Source organism: Mycobacterium sp. P7213 (assembly GCF_900604305.1).
In the GTDB taxonomy this organism is placed as follows: Bacteria; Actinomycetota; Actinomycetes; order Mycobacteriales; family Mycobacteriaceae; genus Mycobacterium.
Genome location: NZ_UWOA01000024.1, coordinates 38,145 through 63,366 on the forward strand (window position 1 = coordinate 38,145; position 25,222 = coordinate 63,366).

Here is a 25,222-nt window from a genome sequence, read left to right on the forward strand (position 1 = left end):
CTGGATGATCCGGCGGGCCGGTTTGGCAGGTTCTGGGACAATCGACGCTGACATGACTGCCGTATCCCGAACGTCCGGTCTGCTCGCGCAAGCGCTGGTGGACCTGGACGCCATTGCTCACAACGTGCGGGTGCTGGATGAACACGCCGGCGCCGCCGGGGTGATGGCTGTGGTCAAGGCCGACGGTTACGGCCACGGCGCGGTCCCGGTTGCCCGTGCCGCGCTGGCCGCCGGCGCGGCCGAACTCGGCGTCGCCACCGTCGACGAGGCTCTGACGTTGCGGGCGGGCGGCGTCACCGCACCCGTGCTGGCGTGGCTGCACGGGCCGCACACCGACTTCGCTCCCGCCCTGGCCGCCGACGTACAGATCGCCGTGTCTTCGGTGTCCCAGCTGGGCGAGCTGCTCGACGCGGTGCGACGTACCGGCCGGACCGCGACCGTCACGGTCAAGGCCGACACCGGCATGAACCGCAACGGGGTAGGCGCCGCCGACTTTCCGGAACTGGTGACCGCGCTGCAGCGAGCCGTCGCCGACGACGCGATCCGGGTTCGCGGCCTGATGTCCCATCTGGCCTGCGCCGATGAGACTGCCAACCCGATCAACGACGTTCAAACCCAACGCTTTTCCGATCTGCTGAGCGTGGCCCGCGAGCAGGGGCTGAGGTTCCCGGTCGCCCACCTGGCCAACTCGGCCGGGGCCATGACCCGCCCCGATCTGGCGTTCGACATGGTTCGGCCCGGGATAGCCATGTACGGCCTGAGTCCGATCCCCGAACGTGGTGACATGGGTCTGATTCCGGCGATGACGCTGAAATCTCTTGTGGTGCTGGTTCGTCCGATCAAAGCCGGGGAGGCGGTCTCCTATGGCCAGACCTGGGTCGCCCCGGTAGACACCACCGTGGCGCTGGTACCGATGGGCTACGCCGACGGAGTGTTCCGGCCGCTGAGCGGACGGTTCGACGTGTTGATCAACGGCCGGCGTCGGCCCAGCGTGGGCCGGGTGTGTATGGACCAGTTCGTCGTCGATCTGGGCCCCGGCCCGGTCGACGTCGCCGAAGGTGACGAAGTCGTCCTGTTCGGGTCCGGAGCAGACGGCGAACCGCTGGCCCAGGACTGGGCCGACGCGTTGGGCACCATCCACTACGAGGTGGTGAACAGTCCCCGCGGACGGGTCGCCAGGACGTATCGGGGCGCCGATGGCCGATAATCGGCGCGGGTCACGGCGGGCCGGCGGTTGGCTCGCGGGGATGGCCGGCCTGGCCGCCGTCGGCACCCTCGCCGGAAGCACTGTCGCGCGGTCGGTAACACGCCGCACCACTGCCGAAGACGCTTACGCCGACGAGGATTTCGAGATCTTCGACCACGACCACAGCTCGGTGGTGGTCACCGATGACGGTGTCGAACTGGCGGTGCGCGACACCGGTCCGCGTAACGCACCGTTGACCGTGGTGTTCGCGCACGGATTCTGCCTGCGGATGGGGTCTTTCCACTTTCAGCGGGCGCGACTGGCGGCCGAGTGGGGTGATCAGGTGCGCATGGTCTTCTATGACCAGCGCGGTCACGGCGATTCCAGTGTCGCGCCTCCGGGGACCTACACCGTGCCGCGACTCGGCCAGGATCTGGAGGCAGTGCTGACCGCGGCCGTGCCGCGCGGCCCGATAGTGCTGGTCGGGCATTCGATGGGCGGCATGACCGTGTTGGCGCATGCTCGGCAGTTCCCCCGGCGCTACGGCAGGCGGATCGTCGGTGCGGCATTGATATCGTCGGCCGCCAAAGGTGTTTCGCGGTCCCCGCTGGGCCAGATCCTGCGCAACCCGGCGCTGGAGGCCGTGCAGTTCAGTGTGCGCTACGCGCCGAAGTTGGTGCACCGCGGCCGCGGCGCGGTGCGGGGGGTGATCGCACCGATTCTGCGGGCCGCCTCCTATGGCACCGACCAGATCAGCCCGAGTGTGGTGGCGTACTCAGAGGAGATGATGCACTCCACCCCGGTCGCCACCATGGTGGGCTTCTTGCACGCCCTGGAAGTGCATGACGAGAGTGCGGCGCTAACGACGCTGGCCAAGATCCCTACCCTGGTCGCCTGTGGCGACCAGGACCTGCTCACCCCGCCGGGGTACTCGCGAGCGATGGCGGCCACGTTGTGGGATTGTGAGCTGGTGATCGTGCCCGGGGCCGGGCATCTGGTGCAGTTGGAGGAACCCGATGTCATCGACGAGGCGCTGGTGCGACTGGTGGAGCGGGCCACTCCGCGCCGTGGCATGCTGACGCACCGGTTACGTGGGAAGGCCGGGCGCAGTGGCTGATCCGCAGGAGGCGACCTTGGCCACCGCCGAGGACACTGTTGCGCTGGGAGCTCGGCTGGGTGAACAGCTGCGTGCTGGCGACGTGGTGGTTTTGTCCGGACCGTTGGGTGCCGGTAAAACCGTGTTGGCCAAGGGGATCGCCACGGCACTCGATGTCGACGGCCCAGTCACCTCGCCGACGTACGTGCTGGCCCGCGAGCATCGGGCTCGCCGGCCCGGCAGCCCGGCGATGATTCACGTCGACCTCTACCGGCTGCTCGACGAGTCGGGCCTGGACCTGTTGGCCGAGCTGGACTCTCTAGACCTTGACACCGAACTCGACGACGCGGTCGTGGTGGTCGAGTGGGGCGAAGGACTGGCCGAGCGGCTCTCCGAACGGCACCTCGACATCCGGTTGGACCGCGCCGCGGACTCCGAGACGCGCACCGTGAGCTGGCGGTGGCACGCGCCGTGACCCGAGCGATTCTGACCATCGACACCGCCACCCCCGCCGTTACCGCGGGTGTGGTGGTCCTAGATGAGGCCGGCCGGCCGGCCGTGTTGGCCGAACGGGCCACCCCCGACGCCCGGGCGCACGCCGAACGACTGACCCCCAATGTGCTGGACGCCCTGGCTGACGCCGGCCTGAGCATGGCCGAGTTGACCGCGGTTGTGGTGGGGTGCGGGCCGGGACCGTTCACCGGTCTACGGGTCGGGATGGCCAGCGCCGCCGCCTACGGACACGCCCTGGGCATTCCGGTCTACGGCGTGTGCAGCCTGGACGCGATCGGCGTGCGCACCACGGGGCCGGTCCTGGTGGTCACCGACGCCCGCCGTCGGGAGGTCTACTGGGCGCGCTACCGCGACGGTGCCCGGGTCGCGGGCCCCGCGGTATGTTCGCCGGCCGACGTCGACCCCGCGGATGCCGTCGCGGTCGCCGGCTCGCCCGCGCATACCGAGCTGTTCGACCTGCCGGTTCTCGACATCACCTACCCGACTCCGGCCGGACTGGTTGCCGCAGTGCGGGATTGGAATACGACGCCGGAATCGCTGGTCCCGCTGTACCTGCGCCGCCCCGACGCCAAACCGGCGGCGACGGCCGCGGTGCCGGTGACGCTGGGCGCACTGGAGGACAGCGATGCGGTGCGCTGCGCCGAATTGGAAGCCCAACTGTTCGGCGACGACGACCCATGGCCGGCCGAAGCGTTCAGCCGGGCGATCGCTGCGGGAGACAACCATTACGTCGCCGCCCGGATCGGCGATGCCGTGGTGGGCTACGGCGGAATCGCGCGGTTGGGGCGCACCGCACCGTTCGAATACGAAGTGCACACCATCGGGGTGGACAAGGCCCATCAGGGCCGCGGCATCGGGCGGCGGCTACTCACCGACCTGCTGGACTACGCCGACGGGGGCGTCGTGTACCTGGAGGTCCGGACCGACAACGCTCCGGCGATCGCGCTCTACCGCGACGTCGGCTTCGTCGAGACCGGACTGCGTAAGCGCTACTACCGCAATGGTGCCGACGCCTACACGATGCGACGGGAGCCCCCGGCATGACAGTAGTGCTGGCCATCGAATCCTCTTGCGACGAAACAGGTGTCGGCATCACCCGCTTGGAAGCCGATGGCACCCTGACGTTGCTGGCCGACGAGGTGGCCTCCAGCGTGGAGGAGCACACCCGATTCGGCGGGGTGGTGCCCGAGGTCGCGTCGCGGGCACACCTGGAGGCGTTGGGGCCGACCATGCGCCGGGCGCTGGCGACGGCAGGGGTGGACAAGCCTGACGTGGTCGCGACCACCATCGGGCCGGGACTGGCCGGGGCGCTGCTGGTGGGTGCGGCCGCGGCCAAGGCCTATGCGGCGGCCTGGGGCGTGCCGTTCTACGCCGTCAACCACTTGGGCGGCCACCTGGCCGCCGACGTCTACGCCCATGGACCACTGCCGGAGTGCGTGGCTCTGCTGGTGTCTGGCGGCCATACCCACCTGCTGCATGTGCGGTCGCTGGGGGAGCCGATCGTCGAGCTGGGCAGCACCGTCGACGACGCCGCGGGGGAGGCCTACGACAAGGTGGCCCGCCTGCTCGGGCTGGGCTACCCGGGTGGGCGGGTGCTCGATGAACTGGCCCGCACCGGCGACCGGGATGCGGTGGTCTTCCCGCGCGGGATGACCGGCCCGCGCGACGACCCCTACGTGTTCAGCTTCTCCGGGCTCAAGACCGCGGTGGCCCGCTATGTGGAGCGCAACCCCGATTTCGTCCCCGCCGACGTGGCTGCCGGTTTCCAGGAATCGGTCGCCGACGTGCTGACCGCCAAGGCGGTCCGTGCGGCCACCGACCTCGGGGTCAGCACTCTGCTGATCGCCGGCGGGGTAGCCGCCAACTCCCGCCTGCGGGAGCTCGCCGAACAACGCTGCGCGGCAGCGGCAGTGACGCTGCGCATCCCGCCGCTGCGGTTATGCACCGACAACGGGGCGATGATCGCGTCGTTCGCGGCGCAACTGATCGCGGCGGGCGCTCCACCGTCGCCGCTGGACGTGGCCACCAACCCGGGCCTGCCGGTGGTGCAGGGCCAGGTGTAGGTGCCGGCGACGGCAACGTGCGATCGGTTCGGTTGCCGGACGCTACCTGGGAAATGATCTCGGCACCGGGGTCACCTTGAGTGCTAGCACTCTCATGTATAGAGTGCTAGGTGGCAGTCGGTCGATTCTCGCTCGGCACCCGCGACGACGACGCGAGGGTTCGCACGAATGCCGAACACCTTAAGTAAGTACGTTCCGATGGGCTCGGCATCGGCCGGGTCGCATCCAGACAATGTGGAGGGCTCCAATCGTGGCGAGCGTGAACATCAAGCCACTCGAGGACAAGATCCTCGTTCAGGCCAACGAGGCCGAGACCACGACCGCTTCCGGTCTGGTCATTCCGGACACTGCCAAGGAGAAGCCGCAGGAAGGCACTGTCGTCGCCGTCGGCCCCGGCCGCTGGGACGAGGATGGCGACAAGCGGATCCCGCTGGACGTCAAGGAAGGCGATGTCGTCATCTACAGCAAGTACGGCGGCACCGAGATCAAGTACGGCGGCCAGGAGTACCTGATCCTGTCCGCGCGCGACGTGCTGGCCATCGTCGGCAAGTAGCCACGAAGCAACCACCGTGCCCGCCCCGGAGATCCCCGTTTTACGGGTGATGTCCGGGGCGGCACGCGTAGAGAAAAGGGCTTAAACAGCTATGAGCAAGCAGATTGAGTTCAACGAGGCCGCGCGCCGGGCGATGGAAGCCGGCGTCAACAAGCTCGCCGACGCGGTCCGGGTGACGCTGGGGCCGCGCGGCCGCACGGTGGTGCTGGCCAAGTCCTTCGGCGGCCCGACGGTGACCATGGACGGCGTCACCGTGGCCCGCGACGTGGACCTGGAAGACCCGTTCGAGAACCTCGGTGCCCAGCTGGTCAAGTCGGTCGCCACTAAGACCAACGACGTGGCCGGCGACGGCACCACCACCGCCACCGTGCTGGCCCAGGCCATCATCTCCGGCGGGCTGCGCAACGTTGCGGCCGGCGCCAACCCGATCGCGCTGGGCGCCGGTATCGCCAAGGCCGCCGACGCGGTGTCTGAAGCGCTGCTGGCCGCGGCCATCCCGGTCTCCGGCAAGGAATCGATCGCGCAGGTGGCCAACGTGTCCTCGCGTGACGAGGAGATCGGTGAGCTGGTCGGCGAGGCGATGACCAAGGTCGGCAGCGACGGCGTGGTCAGCGTAGAGGAGTCCTCGACGCTGTCTACCGAGCTGGAGATCACCGACGGTGTCGGCTTTGACAAGGGTTTTCTGTCGGCGTACTTCGTCACCGACTTCGACTCGCAGGAAGCCGTCCTCGAAGACGCGCTGATCCTGCTGCACCGCGACAAGATCAGCTCGCTGCCGGACCTGCTGCCGCTGCTGGAGAAGGTCGCCGAGGCGGGCAAGCCACTGCTGATCATCGCCGAGGACGTCGAGGGCGAGCCACTGTCGACTCTGGTGGTCAACGCAATCCGCAAGACGCTCAAGGCCGTTGCCGTCAAGGCGCCCTACTTCGGTGACCGCCGCAAGGAGTTCCTGGAGGACCTCGCGATCGTCACCGGCGCCCAGGTGATCAACCCCGACGTGGGCCTGACGCTGCGGGAGGCCGGTCTGGACGTGCTGGGCACGGCACGGCGGGTGGTGGTCAGCAAGGACGACACCGTGATCGTCGACGGTGCCGGGAGCGCCGAGGCCATCGCGGGACGGGTCAAGCAGCTGCGCGCTGAGATCGAGGCGACCGACTCCGACTGGGATCGCGAGAAGCTCGAAGAGCGGCTGGCCAAGCTGGCCGGCGGCGTGGCCGTGATCAAGGTCGGCGCAGCCACCGAGACCGCACTCAAGGAGCGCAAGCACCGGGTCGAAGACGCGGTGGCGGCGGCCAAGGCTGCGGTGGAGGAGGGCATCGTCACCGGTGGCGGCGCGGCGCTGGTGCAGGCCCGGGCGGTGCTGGCGGATCTGCAGTCCACGCTGACCGGCGACGAGAAGCAGGGCGTGCAGGTGTTCGCCGCTGCGCTCAGCGCGCCGCTGTACTGGATCGCCACCAATGCCGGGGTGGACGGTGCCGTGGTGACCAGCAAGGTCGCCGAGTTGCCGGTGGGGCAGGGCTTCAACGCCGCCACGCTGTCCTACGGCGACCTGGCTGCCGACGGTGTCATCGACCCGGTCAAGGTGACCCGCTCAGCGGTGCTCAACGCCGCGTCGGTGGCGCGGATGGTGCTAACCACCGAGACCGCTGTGGTCGACAAGCCGGCTGAGCCGGAGGACCACGGCCACGGTCACGGGCATCACCACCATTAGGAATTGAAAGTCGAAGCGCCCCCGCCCATTCGGGTCGGGGGCGTTTTCATTCGCTTCTGCGTATCAGCGCAGAGCGATGGAGACGCGGACTTTCGGCCCTGTAGGAGCAGAGCGCGGACGCAGTACGCTTTCACCCGGAGCGTTAGTAGCGCCAGTCACGTGCTGAAGCAGCAGGGTGACGAGAAGTCACCTTCGGAACGGTCGCAGGTGCCACGGGCGCGCGGCCAGAGTGGGGTCCGTCATGGGCCGACCATCTGAAGTCACGTCGGTCAGCTCGCTGGACTTGGACCGCTACCTCGGGCTGTGGTACGAGATCGGACGGCTTCCGCTCCGGTGGGAAGCCCCCGAGTCCACCGACATCACCGCGAACTACACGCGCCACGACGATGGCAGCCTGCGTGTCGACAATCGGTGCATCGACGAGAACGGCAAGCCGTCGCAGGCGATCGGCTGGGCGACGCCGGTCGACGGCCAACCGGGCCGGTTGCAGGTTACGTTCCTGCCGGAACTGCTGCGTTGGATACCGTTCACGAAGGGTGACTACTGGGTGCTGAAGATCGACGACGAATACTCAGTTGCTCTCGTCGGCACCCCTAACCGCAAGAACCTGTGGCTCCTGGCCCGCGAGCCGGTGATCGACCCTGCGACGCGGGAGGCCTACCTGGCTGAGGCGACTCGGCAGGGGTTCGACCTCGACGGGTGGATCGTTCCGAAGCAGTCCGGTGCACGCGTCACCGACGACCAGCTGAACGGCTGACAGAGCCGAATCCGCGGTACTTGCGCGCCTTGATTTTGTGGCGGACGGTTGAGGCCAGTTCGCTCGAGAACGCCCCTGGTCCTGATGGGCCGGGCGTTTTCGTACGTTCGGTTTCCCGCCCCGACATGCTTGACGCGCCGCGGCCGGCGGCGCAGTGTGATACACGTCATAAGACCACTGGTCACACCCGGTAAAGGCGGCAGCGCATGACCACAAGGGACAAGTACACGACCGTGCCCGACCCCTACTCGTGGGAGGTCGCCAGCGCCGGAGACGCGCGCTTCACCTGGGAGTACGACGACGGGCGGGGCCGCCTGCTATCGCTGTATCAGAAGGGGAAGGACAAGCAGTGGGACGCCCAGTCGCGCATCGACTGGTCCCAAGACGTCGACCCGATGAACCCGATCGGTCTGCCCGACGAGTTCCACCCCCTGTTTGGCAGCCCGATGTGGGACGCCGCCGACGACGCGCGTCGCGCCGAGATGCGCCAGCACTTCCAGTCCTGGCAGTTCTCCCAGTTCCTGCACGGGGAACAGGGCGCGATGGTGTGCGCGGCCAAGATCGTCGAAGTGGTCCCGGATCTGGACGCGAAGTTCTACGCGGCTACCCAGACCATGGACGAAGCCCGCCATGTCGAGGCGTTTTCGCGGTTCCTGCAGGACAAGGCCGAGATGGTCTACCCGATCAACAAACACCTGACCGCGCTGCTGGGCGATACCCTGCGCGACTCGCGTTGGGACATGCCCTACCTGGGGATGCAGGTCCTCATCGAGGGGCTCGCGTTGGCCGCCTTCGGGGTACTGCGGGACATGTCAGCACCGGATTCCCTGGCCAAGAAGGTACTGGCCTACGTCATGCAGGACGAGGCTCGCCATGTCGCCTTCGGCCGAATCTCGTTGAAGGACTACTACTCCGCGCTCACCGAGGCCGAACGCGATGAACGTGAAGAGTTCGTCGTAGACGCCTGCTACCTGATGCGCGACCGATTCCGTGGGGAGGAGGTCTTTGAGACCCTTGGCATGAACGTCAAAGAGTGCGCGGAATGGGTCGACTCGTCACCGTTGATGATCCAGTTCCGTTCGCACCTGTTCAGCCGCATCGTGCCGATCGTCAAGGACATCGGGCTGTGGGGCACCAAGGTGCAGAAGGCATTCCGAGACATGGGTGTGCTCGACATGGCCGGTTTCGACATCGAGGCGTTGATGAAGGCCGATGAGGATCAAGCTGAATCCCTGGACCGGGCTCATGCCGAGATGGCCGCGCGCGCCGTCGAGGTCAACGACGTGATCGCGGCGGGCGCGAGCTGACTTTGGCTGGCCGAAGCGGTTCGCCTGCCACCTGCCGAAGGGTGCGACATAACTCGGAGCGGGCGAATGCATTTGCATCGGTTATCAATTCATTTCCGGTTCAACTGTGAAGAGCGCGCGAGAGGTGATTAGTCTCCGCGTGAAACGGGTATGAATCCTCCGCGGCGTTGACCTCAACGGCGCTAAAGGTGTCGAAAAGGAGATCACCATGAACGCAGTGGCGGCCACCGAATTCTTGGCCCGTTCCACAACGTTGACCAGTGTGGGGTGGATCGGCTACATCGTGATCGGCGCTATCGCCGGCTGGATCGCGGGTATGGCCATGAAGACCAAATATGGCCTGTTCACCGACGTAATCGTGGGCGTAGTCGGAGCGTTGATCGGCGGGTTCCTGCTCAGCTTCGTCGTGGATACGGCGAGCGGCGGCTGGTGGTTCACCCTGTTCACCGCAATATTGGGCGCGATCATCCTGCTTTGGCTGGTGCGCCTATTCGGGCGCGAGGCGTAGGGAGTGACGAGAATGAAAAGCATTGCATTTGCCGCCCTCGCACTGGGCGTGCTCATTTCCAGTGGTTGCTCGGCGTCGCAGGTGATCAACACCGGCGGCGACACCAAGTGCAAGGATTTCGTCGAACAGGACGAGAAGAAGCAGGACGACGAAATCAGCAAGATGCTCAAAGACAAGAGCGGTGCCGATCCATCGAATCTGGAGATCTCGGCCACGCGCCTGTCGGTATCGACCTACTGCAAGACGCTGGGCAAGCCGGAGAGCAAGATATCTGAGGCGCCGCACGGCTGATCTCACGTTCGGAACCGATAGGCACCAGCACTGGCGTGCTGGTGCCTATCGGTGTCAGAAGAATTCGTTGAAACAGCGGCGCGAGGTCATCGGGCGGGCGACCGGCAGGGCTGTTAGAGGGTGTCGGGGCACAGGTGATGCTGCGCGGCATTGATCAGCATGCGTCCCTTGTCGACGTCGTTCGGGTTCACTTGGGCCAGTGTCTGTTCGGGCTTCTCACCCAGGCGCAGCCGGTTGCAGGCCATCCAACCGTTGGCCACCACCACGCCGTCGGGCAGCTGCTGGTCGCCCAGCGTCAGGCCCGGGAATCCATTGGACCGCAGTTCATTGAGGAATCCCTCGTCATCAGCGCTCGCGATGGGTGCGCCGATGAGGCCGACGGCGAACCCAGCTGCGATGGTTCCGAACAGCAGGTGCTTTCTCACCGGGCACTCCTTGCTCTTCTTTCCCCCGCAGGCCCGCGGGCTGCCGAAAGAAAGCGTAATGGCGCAGGTGGCCGGTGATCGCCAGAACCGAGTGATCTGCGCTCAACTCAGCGATCACACCGCTGCTGCACGTAACGATCGCCTCGCCGGGGGAGGTGCAGTGGGGCGAACAGCCCCCGGGAAACCCGGGGGCTGCTCAGGGTGCCCACGAGCCGCGGATGTGACGCCGCGGCCGGTCGGGAAGCGATTAGCCGCTGGGGCGCAGGTTGCAGCGCAGTGCGGCGTGCCGCTCGGCTTCAGACATGCCGCCCCAGATGCCATAGGGCTCACCTACGGCGAGTGCGTGCGTCCGGCACTGTTCCAGCACCGGGCAATTGCGGCACCACTTCTTGGCGTTCTGCTCGCGCTGGGCCCGGGCGCGGCCGCGTTCTCCGTCGGGCGGGAAGAACACCGATGAGTCGACCCCTCGACACGCTCCCCGAAGCTGCCAATCCCATACGTCCGCGTTGCGGCCGGGCAATTGCTCAACCTGTGGCATGGGAACCCCTCTCAAAACGCTGTTGGGGCCGGATCTTTGGGGATGCGGCTTGTCGAGCGGTGGGTGGTGCGCGTAAAACAGCGCCGGCTGTCTTCCGGCGCCGAAGGGACGGTAACTAAACGATCTGAAGTAAAACCAACGCGATGGTTAAGAAAGGCTGGCCTAAAAGAGTGGAGTTTCCGTGAGAGTGGATGTTATTCCGCATTCTGTGGAGTGGTTATGTGAAGGCGGTACCGCGTAACGTCGCGCAGCGATGATCGACGACCCGAATGCAGTCCTCGTTGCCGCCGCGTTCGGCGACGAACCCGGCCGCTGGCCCCTGCCGGCGGCGACCAATCCCCGGCAGCGGTGGCTGCGTGCCGTCGCGGCCGGAGGCCAAGGGCGCTACGCCAGTGCCGCCGCCGATCTGGCGGCGTTGTTGCGCGAGGTGCCGGCCGGGCCGCTGGCCTCCCTGGCATACAGCACCCGGGGCTCGTTCCTGCGCCAACTCGGCGGTCACGATCGGGCCCGCGTCTTCGACGGCCGCGCGCTGGCGCTGGCCCTCAATGACCGCGAAGTCGACCCTGAAGCCCGCGCCGATGCGCTGGTCGGGCTGGCCGCCGACGCCCTCGGAGTGGGGCGTTTCGCGGCGTCGGCGGCACTGCTGGCCCGCGCCGAACCGGAGCCGTCCACCGCGCCGGCGCGCCTGGCGGTGCGCCGGCATTGGGTGACCGCGGAACTGGCGATGGTCACCGGCGATGGAGTCGCCGCGGTGCGCCATGCCGAGCAGGCGTGCGAGCTGGTGAGCGACGGTATGACGCGACACCGGGTGAAAAGTCAGGTGGTGCTGGCCGGCGCGCTGTGTTGCGCGGGGAACCTCGACCGAGCACGCGCCGTGGCCGAGGCCGCACTGCAGCACACCGGCCGGCTGGGGTTGATTCCCCTGCAATGGGCGTTGGCGTGCATGCTGGCCGATTTGAACGACGCCGCCGGCGCGCACACGGCAGCAGAGTTACGCGGCCTGCGTGACGACGCCGCGCAGCTGGTGGTCCACCGCGGTGGAAACTGGCAGCGACCTGATCAGCGGTAGCCGTCGGCTTCCGAGGTCGCCCCGTTGAGCGACGCATCGGCATAACCGCGGCAGTAATCCCACGTCACGTAGCTGTCCGGCTCCGGGTCGTAGGCCGGCTCGTGCGGGCGGACGGTGCCGTCGATCAGCAGCTGCAGCAGGTTGGCGCGCAGCATGTCCCAGTCGTGGTAGTGGTCCTGTTGGCAGTCGTCGCAGCAGACCACCAGGCCGCGAATTCCTCTGTGCGCCAGCAGCGCTTCATAGACCGCCAGATCTGCGAGGTCGGCCTCGACTGCGGTCCGTTCCTGCGGGTCGAGCGGCTGGCCCGGTTCGACTGCGTCCAGTGCGGCAGACGGGTCATGCGGATCGTCGGCGAACGGGTCGGGCGGCAAACCGGGTGGCAGGTGGTCACGCACGCCCATCAGGGTACGCAGTAGCCCTGACAGAACGCCAGCGGTGGGCCAAGGGGCCCGCCCGGAGACCAAGGGTGGTGGCGGGCGAAGGCGGCTGCGCGCCGCCATTAAGATGGAATTCTCACCCCGGTTTTGTAGTGGAGGCTCCCAGATGGCCGTTGGTTGTCCAAAACAGAGGTCAGCGCTCCGATGACTGGTGCCATGGGTCCGCAAGACGATGCGGTATATGCCGGTGGCGCGCTCGACGGACAGTCCCCCAAGATCGCGATGCTGGGGCTGACCTTCGATGACGTCCTGCTGCTTCCGGCGGCATCCGACGTGGTGCCGGCTACCGCCGACACCGCGAGTCGGCTCACGCGCAACATCGCCCTCAAGGTGCCGCTGGTCAGCTCCGCGATGGACACCGTCACCGAGGCCCGGATGGCGATCGCGATGGCCCGCGCCGGTGGCATGGGCGTGCTGCACCGCAATCTGCCCGTCACCGAGCAGGCCGGCCAGGTCGAGACCGTCAAGCGGTCCGAGGCCGGCATGGTCACCGACCCGGTCACCTGTACACCGGAGAACACCCTGGCCGAGGTGGACGCGCTGTGCGCCCGCTTCCGGATCTCCGGGCTGCCGGTAGTGGACTCGCGGGGCCAACTCGTTGGCATCATCACCAATCGGGACATGCGCTTCGAGGTCGACCAGAACAAGCCGGTCGCCGAAGTGATGACCAAGACGCCGCTGATCACCGCACAGGAGGGTGTCTCCGCCGACGCCGCGCTGGGGCTGCTGCGCCGGCACAAGATCGAGAAGCTGCCGATCGTCGACGGCCACGGCAAGCTGACCGGACTGATCACCGTCAAGGATTTCGTCAAGACCGAGCAGCACCCGCTGGCAACCAAGGACAGCGACGGTCGACTGCTGGTCGGCGCCGCGGTGGGTGTTGGCGACGACGCCTGGGTCCGGGCGATGACGCTGGTGGACGCCGGGGTGGATGTGCTGATCGTCGACACCGCACACGCCCACAACCGCGGGGTGCTGGACATGGTGGGCAAGCTCAAAGCCGAAGTGGGGGAGCGGGTCGACGTGGTCGGCGGCAACGTTGCTACCCGAAGTGGCGCCGCCGCGCTGGTCGAGGCCGGTGCCGACGCGGTGAAGGTCGGGGTGGGCCCCGGCTCGATCTGCACCACCCGGGTGGTGGCCGGGGTGGGCGCCCCCCAGATCACCGCCATCATGGAAGCCGTCGCCGTCTGCGCCCCGGCCGGTGTGCCGGTGATCGCCGATGGAGGGCTGCAGTACTCCGGCGACATCGCCAAGGCGCTGGCCGCCGGCGCCTCGACGACGATGCTCGGCTCGCTGTTGGCCGGCACCGCCGAATCGCCCGGCGAGCTGATCTTCGTCAACGGCAAGCAGTTCAAGAGCTACCGCGGGATGGGTTCGCTGGGTGCCATGCAGGGCCGCGGTGGAGCCAAGTCCTACTCCAAGGACCGCTACTTCCAGGACGACGCGCTCTCCGAGGACAAGCTGGTGCCCGAGGGCATCGAAGGCCGCGTGCCGTTCCGGGGCCCGCTGAGCACGGTCATCCACCAGCTCACCGGCGGGCTGCGCGCGGCGATGGGCTACACCGGTTCGGCCACCATCGAGGCGCTGCAGCAGGCACAGTTCGTGCGCATCACCGCCGCGGGCCTGAAGGAAAGCCACCCGCACGACATCACCATGACTGTCGAAGCCCCCAACTACTACGTGCGCTGAGCAGGCGTTCGTCCCCGCGTCTGCGCGCAGACAAGCAGAGCAACAGAAACGAGGCTGACCCGTCATGCGTGACATGGTTGAGATCGGCATGGGCCGCACCGCCCGCCGGACCTATGAACTCGACGACATCAACATCGTGCCATCCCGGCGTACTCGTTCCTCCAAGGACGTGTCCACCGCCTGGCAGCTGGACGCCTACCGGTTCGAGATGCCGGTCCTGGCCCATCCCACCGACGCGCTGGTCTCCCCGGAGTTCGCCATCGAACTGGGCCGGCTCGGCGGGCTGGGGGTGCTCAACGGCGAAGGACTGATCGGCCGCCACGCCGACGTCCAGGCCAAGATCGCCCAGGTGATCGAGGCGGCCGCCAAAGAACCCGAGCCGTCGGCGGCGATCCGGCTGCTGCAGCAGTTGCACGCTGCGCCGCTGAACCCCGAACTGCTCGGCGCCGCGGTGGCGCGCATCAGCGAGGCCGGAGTGACCACCGCGGTACGGGTGAGCCCGCAGAACGCCGCGGCGCTGACCCCGGCGCTGGTGGCCGCGGGCGTCGACCTGCTGGTCATCCAGGGCACCATCATCTCCGCCGAGCGGGTCGCCGTGGACCGCGACGGAGCCGGGGAACCGCTCAACTTGAAGACCTTCATCTCCGAGCTGGACATCCCGGTGGTGGCCGGCGGGGTGATCGACCACCGCACCGCGCTGCACCTGATGCGCACCGGCGCGGCCGGGGTGATCGTCGGCTACGGGTCCACCTCCGGGGTGACCACCTCCGACGAAGTCCTGGGCATCTCGGTGCCGATGGCCACCGCGATCGCCGACGCGGCCGCCGCGCGCCGCGAATACCTCGATGAGACCGGCGGGCGCTACGTGCACGTGCTGGCCGACGGTGACATCCACACGTCCGGGGATCTGGCCAAGGCGATCGCCTGCGGTGCCGACGCGGCGGTGCTGGGCACGCCGCTGGCCGGCGCAGCCGAGGCGCAGGGCGACGGCTGGTACTGGCCGTCGGCAGCGGCTCACCCCTCCCTGCCGCGTGGCGCGCTGATGCAGGTCGCCTACGGGGAGCGGCCCGGTCTGGCGCAGGTGCTCGAGGGCCCCTCCGACGACCCGTTCGGCTCGTTGAACCTGGTCGGCGGGCTGCGTCGCGCGATGGCCAAGGCCGGCTACTGCGACCTCAAGGAGTTCCAGAAGGTCGGCCTGACCGTCGGTTCCTGATTTCGGCCCTGTCTTTGTCTCCGGGAGACGAAAACCGCGACGAAATGTAGCCTCGGCGACCCTGCTACCGCGGGTACCGGGTAGGGCATACTGATGCGATGGAGCCTGACTACGACGTCCTGATCATCGGCTCGGGTTTCGGCGGCAGCGTGAGCGCGTTGCGGCTGACCGAGAAGGGTTATCGGGTCGGCGTGCTGGAAGCAGGCCGCCGCTACGCCGACGCGGATTTCGCGAAGAACTCCTGGCATCTGCGCGAGTTTTTGTGGGCGCCGAAGCTGGGTTGCTACGGCATTCAGCGCATTCATTTGCTCAACAACGTCATGGTGCTGGCCGGCGCCGGGGTCGGCGGCGGGTCGTTGAACTACGCCAACACGCTCTATGTACCGCCGGAGCCGTTCTTCGCCGACAAGCAGTGGGCGCACATCACCGACTGGCGCGCCGAGTTGATGCCGCACTACGACCAGGCCAAGCGGATGCTCGGCGTGGTCAAGAACCCGACCTTCACCGACGCGGACCGCATCGTCAAGCAGGTCGCCGATGAGATGGGGGTCGGCGACACCTTCGTGGCCACCCCGGTCGGGGTGTTCTTCGGCCCGGACGGCGCCAACGGTGCCAAGGAGCCGGGCAAGACCGTGGCCGACCCGTACTTCGGCGGCGCGGGCCCGAAACGCACCGGTTGTATCGAGTGCGGCGAATGCATGACGGGCTGCCGCTGGGGCGCCAAGAACACCTTGGTCAAGAACTACCTGTATCTGGCGGAATCGGCTGGAGCACAGGTGCATCCGATGACGACGGTGACCGCCTTCGAGCAGGGGGCCGACGGGCTATGGCAGGTGACGACGGTACGAACCGGCTTGCGCGCGCGCCGGCACCGCAAGACCTTCACCGCCCGGCACCTGATCCTGGCCGCCGGCACCTACAACACCCAGCGGCTGTTGTTCAAGATGCGCGATAAGGGCAAGCTGCCGAAGCTCTCCGACAAGCTGGGCGTGCTGACCCGCACCAACTCCGAATCGATCGTGGGCGCGGCCACCTTGAAGGTCAACCCGGACCTGGACCTGACCCACGGCGTGGCGATCACCTCCTCGATCCACCCCACCACCGACACCCACGTCGAACCGGTCCGCTACGGCAAGGGCTCCAACGCCATGGGGTTGTTGCAGACCCTGATGACTGATGGTTCCGGTCCGCAAGGAACCGACACCCCGCGGTGGCGCCAGCTGCTGAACCAAGCCGGCGAAGACCCCCGCAACATTTTGCGGCTGCTCAACCCCCGGGGCTGGAGTGAGCGCACCGTGATCGCCCTGGTCATGCAGCATCTGGACAACTCGATCACCACCTTCACCAAACGCAGCAAGCTGGGCATCCGCCGCTACAGCAGCAAGCAGGGCCACGGCGAGCCGAACCCGAGCTGGATTCCGGTCGGCAACGAGGTCACCCGCCGCATCGCCGCCAAGATCGACGGCGTGGCCGGCGGTACCTGGGGCGAGCTGTTCAACATTCCGCTCACCGCACACTTCCTGGGCGGGGCGGCGATCGGGGACAGCCCCGAGCACGGCGTCATCGACCCCTACCAGCGGGTGTACGGCTACCCGACCCTGGCGGTGATGGACGGCGCGGCGGTGTCGGCCAACCTCGGCGTCAACCCGTCCCTGTCGATCACCGCGCAGGCCGAGCGGGCCGCATCGCTGTGGCCCAACAAGGGCGAGGCCGACCTGCGGCCCACCCAGGGCGAGGCCTACCGGCGGCTCGACCCGATCGCGCCGAAGAACCCGGCGGTGCCCGACAGCGCCTTCGGTGCGCTGCGCTGGTCCTCCGGTATCGCCTGAGCGATCACCGCGCGACTTCCCGGCGGTGCATGGGTTCGCGGCCGGGCGGCTGCGTCGGAGTGGGCAGCAGCGGTTCGCGCCGACGGGCCGGCAGCGTCGTCGGGGACCGCGTACTCAGTTCGACCTCCTCGCCGGCATGGTTGATCGTCAGTCGGCCATCGGGGCCATCGCGCAGCGTGTAGGTGACCTTGCTGTGGTTGGCGTCGACCGTCACCCGAAACCCCCGCCAGCGCAACCCGAACCGTAGCCGTGAGATTCCGTCCGGCAGGGCGGGATCCAGCGACAGCACGCCGGCGTCGTCGCGCAGGCCGCCGAACCCGGCCACCAATGACAGCCAGGTCCCGGCCAGCGCCGCCATATGCAGGCCGTCGCGGGTGTTGTCGTGCAGATCGCGCAGGTCGACGAACGCCGTCTCGTAGGTGTAGTCGTGGGCCAACTCCAGGTGTCCCACCTCGGCGCACATCACCGCCTGGGTGCACGCCGACAGCGACGAGTCCCGTACCGTGCGCCGCTCGTAGTAGTCGACGTTGCGGGCCTTCTGCTCGTCGGTGAACGCATGGCTGCGCCACTGCATGGCCAGTAGCAGATCGGCCTGCTTGACCACCTGGGCCGGGTACAGCCGCACATAGGGTTCGCTGAGTAGCAGTGGGTAGGTGTTGCGGGTGTCGAAGTCCCATTCCGCGGCCGTGGTGAACCCGTCGCACTGCGGATGCACCCCGAGTTCCTCGTCGTAGGGAATGTGCGCCGCGTCGGCCGCGTCCCGCCAGCCCGCCATCTCCTCGGTGGTGACCCCCAACTCGTGGGCGGCATCGGGGTGGCGGGCGCATGCCTCGGCGGCGGTGCGCAGATTATGGGCGGCCATCAGGTTGGTGAACACGTTGTCCCGAACGATCGCGGTGTATTCGTCGGGACCGGTGACCCCGTACAGGTGCCACACCCCGTGCCGGTCGTGGTGCCCCAGCGAGCGCCAGAGCCGCGCGGTCTCGACCAGCACCGCCAGCCCGCACTCCTGCTCCACCGAGGGGTCGCCGGTGACCACCCGGTACTGCTCGAACGCCGCCGCGATATCGGCGTTGATGTGCCAGGCGGCGGTGCCCGCCGGCCAGTACCCGGAGCATTCTTGGCCACGGATCGTCCGCCACGGGAAAGCCGCGCCGGACAGCCCCAACTCGGTGGCGCGCCCGCGCGCGAGATCCAGCGTGGTCGCCCGCCAGCGCAGCGCATCGGCCGCGGCGTGCGGAGCGGTGTAGATCAGCACCGGCAGGATGAAGCTCTCGCTGTCCCAGAAGGTATGGCCGTCATAGCCGGTGCCGGTCAGGCCCTTACTGGGGATGGCGCGGCGTTCGGCGCGGGCGCTGGCTTGTAGCAGGTGGAACAGCGCGAAGCGGACCGCCTGCTGGCAGTCCGGGTCGCCGTGGACCTCGACGTCGGCACCGTCCCAGAACTCGTCGAGGTAGGCACGTTGGGCGTCGACCAGCCCCTGCCAGCCGCTGTAGCGGGCGCCGGTCAGCGCCGCGATGGCCTGATCGCGCAGCGCGGGCCTGGACCGCTCACTGGACCAGCCGTAGGCCAGGTATTTGACGATGCGCAGTTTCTGCCCGGGACGCAGTCCGCACACCACGGTGGTCGCCGCCACGTCGGGGATCGCTATCGTGGAGACCTGGACCCGCCCGGGTACCTCGACCTCGTGATCCATGGCGGCGGCCATCATCAGTTCGCTGGCGCGGGTGCGGTGCACCAGTACCGCACCGGTGTTGGTGTTCTCGCGTTCGACGGCCTCCAGTGGGTTCTCCAGGATCGCCGCAACCCGCGGGTCGTCGGAGGTCGGCGGCTGGTCCTCATTGGCGACCAGCTCGGATTGCACTGTCACACGGACGAATTCATCGACCGCCTCGACGACGTATTCGATGGCGGCGACGCTGCGCTGCGCGAGCGACACCAGCCGGGTCGAATGCACCTTGACTTGCTTCTTCGCCGGTGAGCGCCAGTGGATGTGGCGGGTCAGGGTGCCCGCGCGCAGATCGAGGATCCGCTCGTGTTCGATCAGCTCGCCGTAGCGGACGTCCAGCGGTTCGTCGTCGACCATCAGCCGGATTATCTTGCCGTTGGTCACGTCGACCACGGTCTGCCCGGCCTGCGGGTAGCCGAATCCGGACTCGGCGTGCGGCAGCGGCCGCACCTCGTAGAACGAGTTCAGGTAGGTTCCGGGCAGGCCATGCGGTTCGCCCTCATCGAGGTTGCCGCGCAGGCCGATGTGCCCGTTGGACAGGGCGAACAGGGACTCCGTCTGCCCCAGCAGATCCAGGTCGAGGTGGGTCTCGCGGATCTGCCACGGTTCTATCGGAAAGTAATCTTGCGCGATCATCGGCTCGCTTTCACAACAGTTCTTCCAGATCGGTGACGACGACGTCGGCGCCGTGGCTGAGCAGCTCATCGCGCTGGCCCACCCGGTCGACGCCCACCACGAAGCCGAACCCGCCGGCTCGACCGGCCGCCACCCCCGACAGCGCGTCTTCGAATACCGCAGCCGCCGTGGGGGACACGCCGAGCAGCTGCGCCGCCCGCAGAAACGAATCCGGTGCGGGCTTGCCCGCGATGTGTTCGGTGCGCAGCGTCACGCCGTCGACCCGTTGCGCGATGAACGTCTCCAGACCGGTGAGCGCCAGTACCTCGCCGGCGTTGGCGCTGGCCGACACCACCGCGGTGGCCAGGCCGGCATCGGTGACCGCCGTCAGGTAGCGCCGCGACCCCTCGAACACCTCCACCCCGTCGGACTGCAGCGTCACCAGGAACGCCGCGTTCTTGCGGTTGCCCAGACCGTGCACGGTCTCGGCATCGGGTGGGTCGTCGTCGGCGCCGTCGGGCAGCGTGATGCCGCGACTGGCCAGAAACGCGCGCACTCCGTCGTCGCGTTTGCGACCGTCGACGAAGCGTCGGTAATCACCTTCCGGGTCGAACGGCACGAACGGTTCGCCGGTGCGTTCGGCGCGCGCAGACAGGTAGGTGTCGAACATGGTCTTCCAGGCGCGGGTATGCACGCTGGCGGTGTCGGTGAGGACTCCATCGAGGTCGAACAGGCAGGCACGCACCGTTTCGGGCAGACCCAGCACGTGTCCTCCTTCTTCCGTTGCGGCGTCCTTCCACTTCACCATGCCCGCCGTTGGTCCGGCTGACTTTTGCCGCCACTACACTCTGTGCGTGTCATCACCATCGTCTCGTCCCGTCTTGGTCGTCGACTTCGGCGCGCAGTACGCCCAATTGATCGCCCGCCGAGTTCGGGAGGCGCGGGTCTTCTCCGAGGTCATCCCGCACACCGCGACAGTCGAAGAAATCGCCGCGCGCAATCCGCTGGCGATCGTGCTGTCCGGCGGGCCGGCCAGCGTCTACGCCGAGGGCGCGCCCCAGCTCGATCCGGCGCTGTTTGACCTCGGCCTTCCGGTGTTCGGCATCTGCTACGGCTTTCAAGCCATGGCGGCGGCGCTCGGCGGCACCGTCGAGCACACCGGGACCAGTGAGTACGGCCGCACCGAACTGACGGTGACCGGCGGAGAACTGCACTCGGGCCTGCCGGGCACCCAGCCGGTGTGGATGAGTCACGGCGACGCGGTGACCGTTGCGCCCGACGGGTTCACCGTGGTGGCCGGCACCGTGGGCGCCCCGGTGGCCGCGTTCGAGAACCGCGCCCGCCGGCTCGCCGGGGTGCAGTACCACCCCGAGGTGCTGCACACCCCCTACGGGCAGCGGGTGCTCAGCCGGTTCCTGCACGAGTTCGCCGGCATCGACGCGGCCTGGACGCCCGCCAATATCGCCGATGCGCTGATCGAGCAGGTGCGCGAACAGATCGGCGACGGCAGCGCCATCTGCGGACTGTCCGGCGGAGTGGACTCCGCGGTGGCCGCGGCGCTGGTGCAGCGTGCCATCGGTGACCGTCTGACGTGTGTGTTCGTCGACCATGGGCTGTTGCGCGCCGGGGAGCGCGAGCAGGTGCAGAACGACTTCGTCGCCGCCACCGGCGCGAAGCTGGTCACTGTAGATGCCGCCGCCGTCTTCCTCGATGCGCTGTCGGGGGTGTCCGATCCCGAGGGCAAGCGCAAGATCATCGGGCGCCAGTTCATCCGGGCCTTCGAGGGTGCGGTGCGAGACACCTTGGGAGACCACGATGCTTCTCAAGGCGGCGTCGAGTTCCTGGTGCAGGGCACGCTGTATCCGGACGTGGTGGAATCCGGTGGGGGGACCGGCACCGCGAACATCAAGAGCCACCACAACGTCGGTGGGCTGCCCGACGACCTGAAGTTCAGTCTCGTCGAGCCGCTGCGGCTGCTGTTCAAGGACGAGGTGCGCGCGGTCGGGCGCGAGTTGGGACTGCCGGAGGAGATCGTTGCCCGCCAACCGTTCCCGGGTCCCGGACTGGGCATCCGGATCGTCGGCGAGGTCACCGGTGAGCGGCTGGCGACGCTGCGGCAGGCCGACGCGATAGCCCGCGAGGAGTTGACCGCCGCCGGCCTGGACCACCAGATCTGGCAGTGTCCGGTGGTGCTGCTGGCCGATGTCCGTTCGGTGGGGGTGCAAGGCGACGGCCGCACCTACGGCCACCCGATCGTGCTGCGCCCGGTGTCCAGTGAAGACGCCATGACCGCCGACTGGACCCGAGTGCCCTACGAGGTGCTGGAGCGGATCTCGACTCGGATAACCAATGAGGTTCGCGAGGTCAACCGCGTAGTCTTGGATATCACCAGCAAACCACCCGGCACTATTGAGTGGGAGTAGCCCCATGATTGCTGCGCTTTCCGCTGCCGACGTGCAGCGTCGCGAATTCTGGACGCAACTGTGCCCGGAAATGTCGATAGAAGCCGGGGGCGCCCGCCCGTCCGCTGCGGTGGGCGAGCTCGATACCCAGCTGGCCAACTTGAAGCGCGAGGGCTACGTCCAGGTCCCCGACGCCCTGCCGGAAGCGGCCATCGCGCCCATTCGCGCGGGCGTGTCGACGCTGTTCCAGCAAGGAATCCCGTTGGCCTTCGCGTTCGTCTACGACGAGCTGTGGCTGGCTTTCCAGGGGCTGTCGGAGTTCCTCTCCAGCGTGATGGGCGAGGGGTACCAGGCGCTGCCCGACTTCTGGGTCTGGCACGTCAATCCCAACGACAACGCCGTCGGCTGGGGACCGCACCGGGACAAGTTGATCAACACCCTTGATGACGACAACTCGCCTCACACGCTGACCGTGTGGCTGCCGTTCACCGACGCCACGCCGCTCAATGGATGTATGTACATGCTGCCCGCCCATCTCGATGATCGTTTCGTCGAACGTCGCTGGGACGGGCCGGACAACACGGTGGTCCGCAATCTCCAGGACATTCGGGCGCTGCCGGCCACGGCGGGCACCATGTTCGCCTGGAATCAGGCGGTGCTGCATTGGGGCGGGCGTGGCAGCCGTCTTGGCGCCGCGCCGCGGATCAGTGCCGCTTTCGAGTTTCAGCGCTCCGACTGCGCGCCGTTCAACACGCCGTTGCTGGATCCGGGCCGCATGCCGACGTTCACCGAGCGGCTCGGGTTGATCGGCAAACAGGTTCTGCAATATCGCCACATGTATCCGCTCGCTCCTGAAGTCGAGGCCATCGCGACTGTGCTCGCGGAGAGCTACATGCCTGAGGTGGTTGCCTCGATGGGAGTCGGTGCGGCTCTCTGAGGAGTGGGGAGCCCCTATATCGGCACCGCGCGCAGCGCCGCGGGAAGACTGGGCAGGAAATGCTCGGTCGCGAACGTGCGGATGTCCTCGACGGAATCCAGCGGTTCGCGCGACGGCAATAACAGTGCCAGCGCCGCGTAGCGCAGGACGGTGTCGGCCAATTCGGTGACCACCGCCGGGCCGAGGCGTTCGGCGAACCCGGCCGGGAAGATCACCCGCAGCGCTTCGGACATGCGGTCCAGAATCGCGCTGTAGTGCCGCCGGGAGAGCTCCAGCGCCAGCGCCGGCTCATCGGTGATCATCCGGTTGAGCACCCGATGTCGGCGAAACTGCATGATCGCCGAGGTGAACGCCTCGACATAGTAATTCGACTGGGCGCCAGAGTTTTTCAGCTCGGTGGCGATGTCGTCGTAGAGCGCGGCATTCTCCCGGTCGATGACTGCGGCAACCAGCTCATCGCGACCGGCGAACCGGCGGTAGATGGTGGTGCGACTGACCCCGGCGCGGCGAGCCACGTCGTCCAGTGCGACCCGCCGGAAGCCGTGCTGCTCGAACTCGACGACCGCGGCGTCGAGGATGGCGGTGGTCGCCGGGTCAACCCCGGGCGTAGCCGGCATAGGCGAATTGGTTGTAGCGCAGTCGCATCGGCAAATGATCCCACGCCCAGTTGACCGGCCGCGACCGGCAGACCGCGGCGAACCGCTGATAGCGCCGCTCGTGGCGATCACTCCACGGCAAGCCCAGTTGGGCACGGGTGCTCGGCGGCATGCCGCCGGTGGTGAGAAACGCCGCGAGCGGGTTGAAGACCACCGAAATCGCCCGCCACAGTGTCGGCGGCACTCCCTTGGGGCAGGGGAAGCCCTTGGTGACATAGCCGACGCCGTACTTGGCGGTCGGGTGGTCGACGAGAACCTTGTCCAGCATCTGATTCCAGTAGCGCTCGAATTCGGCGTAGTCGGCCGGCATCACCCGGTCGCTGACGCCGTAGCGGCGATACCAGGTCTTCGATTCGAGGTAGATCCGCTCCTTCTCGGCAGGGGTCAGCCGCTTGACGAAGGTGTCGGCGAAGTACAGCACCTGCTCGACGAACGTGGCGTGCGCCCAGAAGTAGGTCTCGGGATCCAGGGCGTGGTACCGGTTTCCATCCGGCATGGTCCCCTTGATGTTGAGGTGGAAGTCGCGCACCTGCTGGCCGGGGTTGTCGGATTCGGCGCCGTAGACGGTCATGAAGATCGGCGGCAGCGAGCGTTTGATGCGGGCGGCGGTGTCGGTGAAGAACACCGAGTGGTCCAGCACGCCCTGGCCGAGCTCGGCGAGCATGTTCTGCAGCACCGCGGGCCGCGGCCCGATCAAGAACATTCGGTTGTCGCCGAAGTAGCGCCACACCAGGGACTGCGGTCCCAACGGCAGCGCATCGGTAGCCGCGTCGGACTCCACGGATTGGGTCATGCGGAACAGTGTTACATATTTTGAACTATGTACCAATCGTCGACGGGTAGACGGCTCGGGCGCGGTGCTGATGGGGCGTGAGAGGCCGTTGATGCACCGCCGAAGGATCTGGCTTGACGGTTGTCGGTGGGGGAGTGTTCACTCGGGTCAATCGAACATAGTTTCGAACATATTCGAGTGTTTCCGGAGGCGATCATGACGGCGGCGGTGGACGTGGGGCAACGTCATGGTGCCGGAGAAAATCGCGCCGAACAGCTGGAACAGCTGCGTCGGCAGATGGCGGCGGTGTCGGGCAAGGTGGGCGCGGGCCGGCGGGGGGCCGGACTGTCGGCTGCAGCGGCCCCGGCCGCCGACGCGGTGCTGCCGGTCCCCTCGCTGCTGGCCGGGGTGTTGCCCGCCGGACTGCCGCGCGGCACGGTGGCGGTGCTCTCGGGTGCCCGCTCGCTGATGCTGAGCATGGTGGCCACGGTGACGGCGGCCGGCGGAAACGCAGCCATCGTCGGTCAGCCGGATCTCGGGTTGCTGGCCGCCTCCGAGATGGGCGCCGACCTGAGCCGGCTCGCGGTGATCCCCGACCCCGGCAACGACCCGGTGGAGGTGGCCACGGTGCTGATGGACGGCATGGATCTGGTGGTGCTCGGGCTGGGCGGCCGATCGGTACCGCCGGCGCGCACCCGGGTGGTGCTGGCCCGCGCGCGTCACCGGGGCTGCGCCCTGCTGGTCTCCGGCGGCACCTGGCAAGGCGCGGCGCTGCAGTTGGACGCCCGGGTGAGCGGCTATGAGACCGTAGGCGACAAGATGACGGGCTGTGGCGCCATCTCCGGCTTCGGGCGGATCGGCGCGGTGCGGCTCGAGGTGCGGGCCGCCGGACGCGCGGCCGGGCGGACCAGGGCCGGGTAGCGAGC

General features: G+C 67.8%; 25 protein-coding genes. 18 read left to right on the plus strand and 7 right to left on the minus strand.

Translation table 11 applies throughout. The annotated features are described in order from the left end of the window. Positions 1-52: 52 nt before the first annotated feature. From alr to EJK91_RS11260, 11 genes are all read left to right on the plus strand, one after another. The gene (gene alr, locus EJK91_RS11210; RefSeq protein ID WP_125078966.1) at positions 53-1,207 is read left to right on the plus strand and encodes an alanine racemase; all 1,155 of its coding nucleotides are present in this window, start codon (positions 53-55) and stop codon (positions 1,205-1,207) included. Next, entirely contained in the window at positions 1,197-2,303 is a 1,107-nt protein-coding gene (locus EJK91_RS11215; protein ID WP_024440332.1) for an alpha/beta fold hydrolase, read from the plus strand. The genes alr and EJK91_RS11215 overlap by 11 nt, the downstream gene beginning before the upstream one ends. Continuing rightward, on the plus strand, positions 2,278-2,757 hold the full coding sequence (gene tsaE / locus EJK91_RS11220; protein WP_231383951.1) for a tRNA (adenosine(37)-N6)-threonylcarbamoyltransferase complex ATPase subunit type 1 TsaE: 480 nt from the start codon (positions 2,278-2,280) through the stop codon (positions 2,755-2,757). Before EJK91_RS11215 ends, tsaE begins: the two co-directional genes overlap by 26 nt. Continuing rightward, positions 2,754-3,839 (plus strand): bifunctional tRNA (adenosine(37)-N6)-threonylcarbamoyltransferase complex dimerization subunit type 1 TsaB/ribosomal protein alanine acetyltransferase RimI, encoded by a 1,086-nt coding sequence (locus EJK91_RS11225; RefSeq protein WP_024440334.1) that lies wholly within the window; start codon positions 2,754-2,756, stop codon positions 3,837-3,839. The genes tsaE and EJK91_RS11225 overlap by 4 nt, the downstream gene beginning before the upstream one ends. Continuing rightward, complete coding sequence (gene tsaD / locus EJK91_RS11230) at positions 3,836-4,858, plus strand: tRNA (adenosine(37)-N6)-threonylcarbamoyltransferase complex transferase subunit TsaD (protein WP_024440335.1); 1,023 nt, start codon at positions 3,836-3,838, stop codon at positions 4,856-4,858. Before EJK91_RS11225 ends, tsaD begins: the two co-directional genes overlap by 4 nt. Positions 4,859-5,108: 250 nt before the next feature. After that, complete coding sequence (groES, locus tag EJK91_RS11235; RefSeq protein ID WP_024440336.1) at positions 5,109-5,411, plus strand: co-chaperone GroES; 303 nt, start codon at positions 5,109-5,111, stop codon at positions 5,409-5,411. 91 nt (positions 5,412-5,502) lie between these two features. Then, complete coding sequence (gene groL / locus EJK91_RS11240) at positions 5,503-7,122, plus strand: chaperonin GroEL (RefSeq protein ID WP_125078967.1); 1,620 nt, start codon at positions 5,503-5,505, stop codon at positions 7,120-7,122. Positions 7,123-7,363: 241 nt separating this feature from the next. After that, positions 7,364-7,879, plus strand: coding sequence for a lipocalin family protein (locus EJK91_RS11245; RefSeq protein ID WP_125078968.1), 516 nt, complete (start codon positions 7,364-7,366; stop codon positions 7,877-7,879). 206 nt (positions 7,880-8,085) lie between these two features. Further along, entirely contained in the window at positions 8,086-9,186 is a 1,101-nt protein-coding gene (locus EJK91_RS11250) for a ferritin-like domain-containing protein (RefSeq protein ID WP_024440339.1), read from the plus strand. Between the two features lie 208 nt (positions 9,187-9,394). After that, positions 9,395-9,694: a GlsB/YeaQ/YmgE family stress response membrane protein gene (locus EJK91_RS11255; RefSeq protein WP_024440340.1), complete on the plus strand. Its 300-nt coding sequence runs from the start codon at positions 9,395-9,397 to the stop codon at positions 9,692-9,694. Between the two features lie 12 nt (positions 9,695-9,706). Further along, a complete protein-coding gene (locus tag EJK91_RS11260; RefSeq protein ID WP_024440341.1) occupies positions 9,707-9,985 on the plus strand; it encodes a hypothetical protein in 279 nt (92 codons plus the stop codon). Positions 9,986-10,098: 113 nt separating this feature from the next. Here EJK91_RS11260 and EJK91_RS11265 read toward each other — a convergent pair whose 3' ends face one another. Together EJK91_RS11265 and EJK91_RS11270 are read right to left on the minus strand one after the other, a co-directional pair. After that, positions 10,099-10,410, minus strand: a complete 312-nt coding sequence (locus EJK91_RS11265; RefSeq protein ID WP_024440342.1) for a DUF732 domain-containing protein — start codon at positions 10,408-10,410, stop codon at positions 10,099-10,101. Positions 10,411-10,657: 247 nt separating this feature from the next. After that, on the minus strand, positions 10,658-10,948 hold the full coding sequence (locus EJK91_RS11270) for a WhiB family transcriptional regulator (protein ID WP_046300968.1): 291 nt from the start codon (positions 10,946-10,948) through the stop codon (positions 10,658-10,660). A 253-nt stretch (positions 10,949-11,201) separates the two neighbouring features. Between EJK91_RS11270 and EJK91_RS11275 the strand changes: the two genes are divergently transcribed. Next, positions 11,202-12,017, plus strand: coding sequence for a hypothetical protein (locus tag EJK91_RS11275; RefSeq protein ID WP_125078969.1), 816 nt, complete (start codon positions 11,202-11,204; stop codon positions 12,015-12,017). On the opposite strand, the gene EJK91_RS11280 is transcribed toward EJK91_RS11275, so the two are convergent. Next, positions 12,008-12,412, minus strand: a complete 405-nt coding sequence (locus tag EJK91_RS11280; RefSeq protein WP_024440345.1) for a DUF5319 domain-containing protein — start codon at positions 12,410-12,412, stop codon at positions 12,008-12,010. The genes EJK91_RS11275 and EJK91_RS11280 overlap by 10 nt on opposite strands. Positions 12,413-12,610: 198 nt before the next feature. Between EJK91_RS11280 and guaB the strand changes: the two genes are divergently transcribed. From guaB to EJK91_RS11295, 3 genes are all read left to right on the plus strand, one after another. After that, positions 12,611-14,143, plus strand: coding sequence for an IMP dehydrogenase (gene guaB / locus EJK91_RS11285; protein ID WP_051190144.1), 1,533 nt, complete (start codon positions 12,611-12,613; stop codon positions 14,141-14,143). A gap of 73 nt (positions 14,144-14,216) precedes the next feature. After that, positions 14,217-15,356, plus strand: coding sequence for a GuaB3 family IMP dehydrogenase-related protein (locus tag EJK91_RS11290; RefSeq protein WP_206430412.1), 1,140 nt, complete (start codon positions 14,217-14,219; stop codon positions 15,354-15,356). Positions 15,357-15,454: 98 nt separating this feature from the next. Next, entirely contained in the window at positions 15,455-17,185 is a 1,731-nt protein-coding gene (locus EJK91_RS11295; protein WP_125078971.1) for a GMC oxidoreductase, read from the plus strand. A gap of 4 nt (positions 17,186-17,189) precedes the next feature. Here EJK91_RS11295 and EJK91_RS11300 read toward each other — a convergent pair whose 3' ends face one another. After that, complete coding sequence (locus tag EJK91_RS11300; protein ID WP_024440349.1) at positions 17,190-19,550, minus strand: glycoside hydrolase family 65 protein; 2,361 nt, start codon at positions 19,548-19,550, stop codon at positions 17,190-17,192. Between the two features lie 10 nt (positions 19,551-19,560). Then, a complete protein-coding gene (locus EJK91_RS11305) occupies positions 19,561-20,337 on the minus strand; it encodes a beta-phosphoglucomutase family hydrolase (RefSeq protein WP_125078972.1) in 777 nt (258 codons plus the stop codon). Here EJK91_RS11305 and guaA point away from each other — a divergent pair. After that, on the plus strand, positions 20,336-21,952 hold the full coding sequence (gene guaA / locus EJK91_RS11310) for a glutamine-hydrolyzing GMP synthase (RefSeq protein WP_444850812.1): 1,617 nt from the start codon (positions 20,336-20,338) through the stop codon (positions 21,950-21,952). The genes EJK91_RS11305 and guaA overlap by 2 nt on opposite strands. A 4-nt stretch (positions 21,953-21,956) precedes the next feature. Beyond that, positions 21,957-22,868, plus strand: coding sequence for a phytanoyl-CoA dioxygenase family protein (locus EJK91_RS11315; protein ID WP_024440352.1), 912 nt, complete (start codon positions 21,957-21,959; stop codon positions 22,866-22,868). Positions 22,869-22,882: 14 nt separating this feature from the next. Here the strand turns inward: EJK91_RS11315 and EJK91_RS11320 are convergent, their stop codons facing one another. Continuing rightward, positions 22,883-23,485, minus strand: a complete 603-nt coding sequence (locus tag EJK91_RS11320) for a TetR/AcrR family transcriptional regulator (protein ID WP_125078974.1) — start codon at positions 23,483-23,485, stop codon at positions 22,883-22,885. Further along, complete coding sequence (locus EJK91_RS11325) at positions 23,463-24,317, minus strand: oxygenase MpaB family protein (RefSeq protein ID WP_046300974.1); 855 nt, start codon at positions 24,315-24,317, stop codon at positions 23,463-23,465. Before EJK91_RS11325 ends, EJK91_RS11320 begins: the two co-directional genes overlap by 23 nt. A gap of 195 nt (positions 24,318-24,512) precedes the next feature. Here EJK91_RS11325 and EJK91_RS11330 point away from each other — a divergent pair, with 195 nt between their 5' ends. Continuing rightward, positions 24,513-25,217, plus strand: a complete 705-nt coding sequence (locus EJK91_RS11330) for a hypothetical protein (RefSeq protein WP_125078975.1) — start codon at positions 24,513-24,515, stop codon at positions 25,215-25,217. Positions 25,218-25,222: the final 5 nt, after the last annotated feature.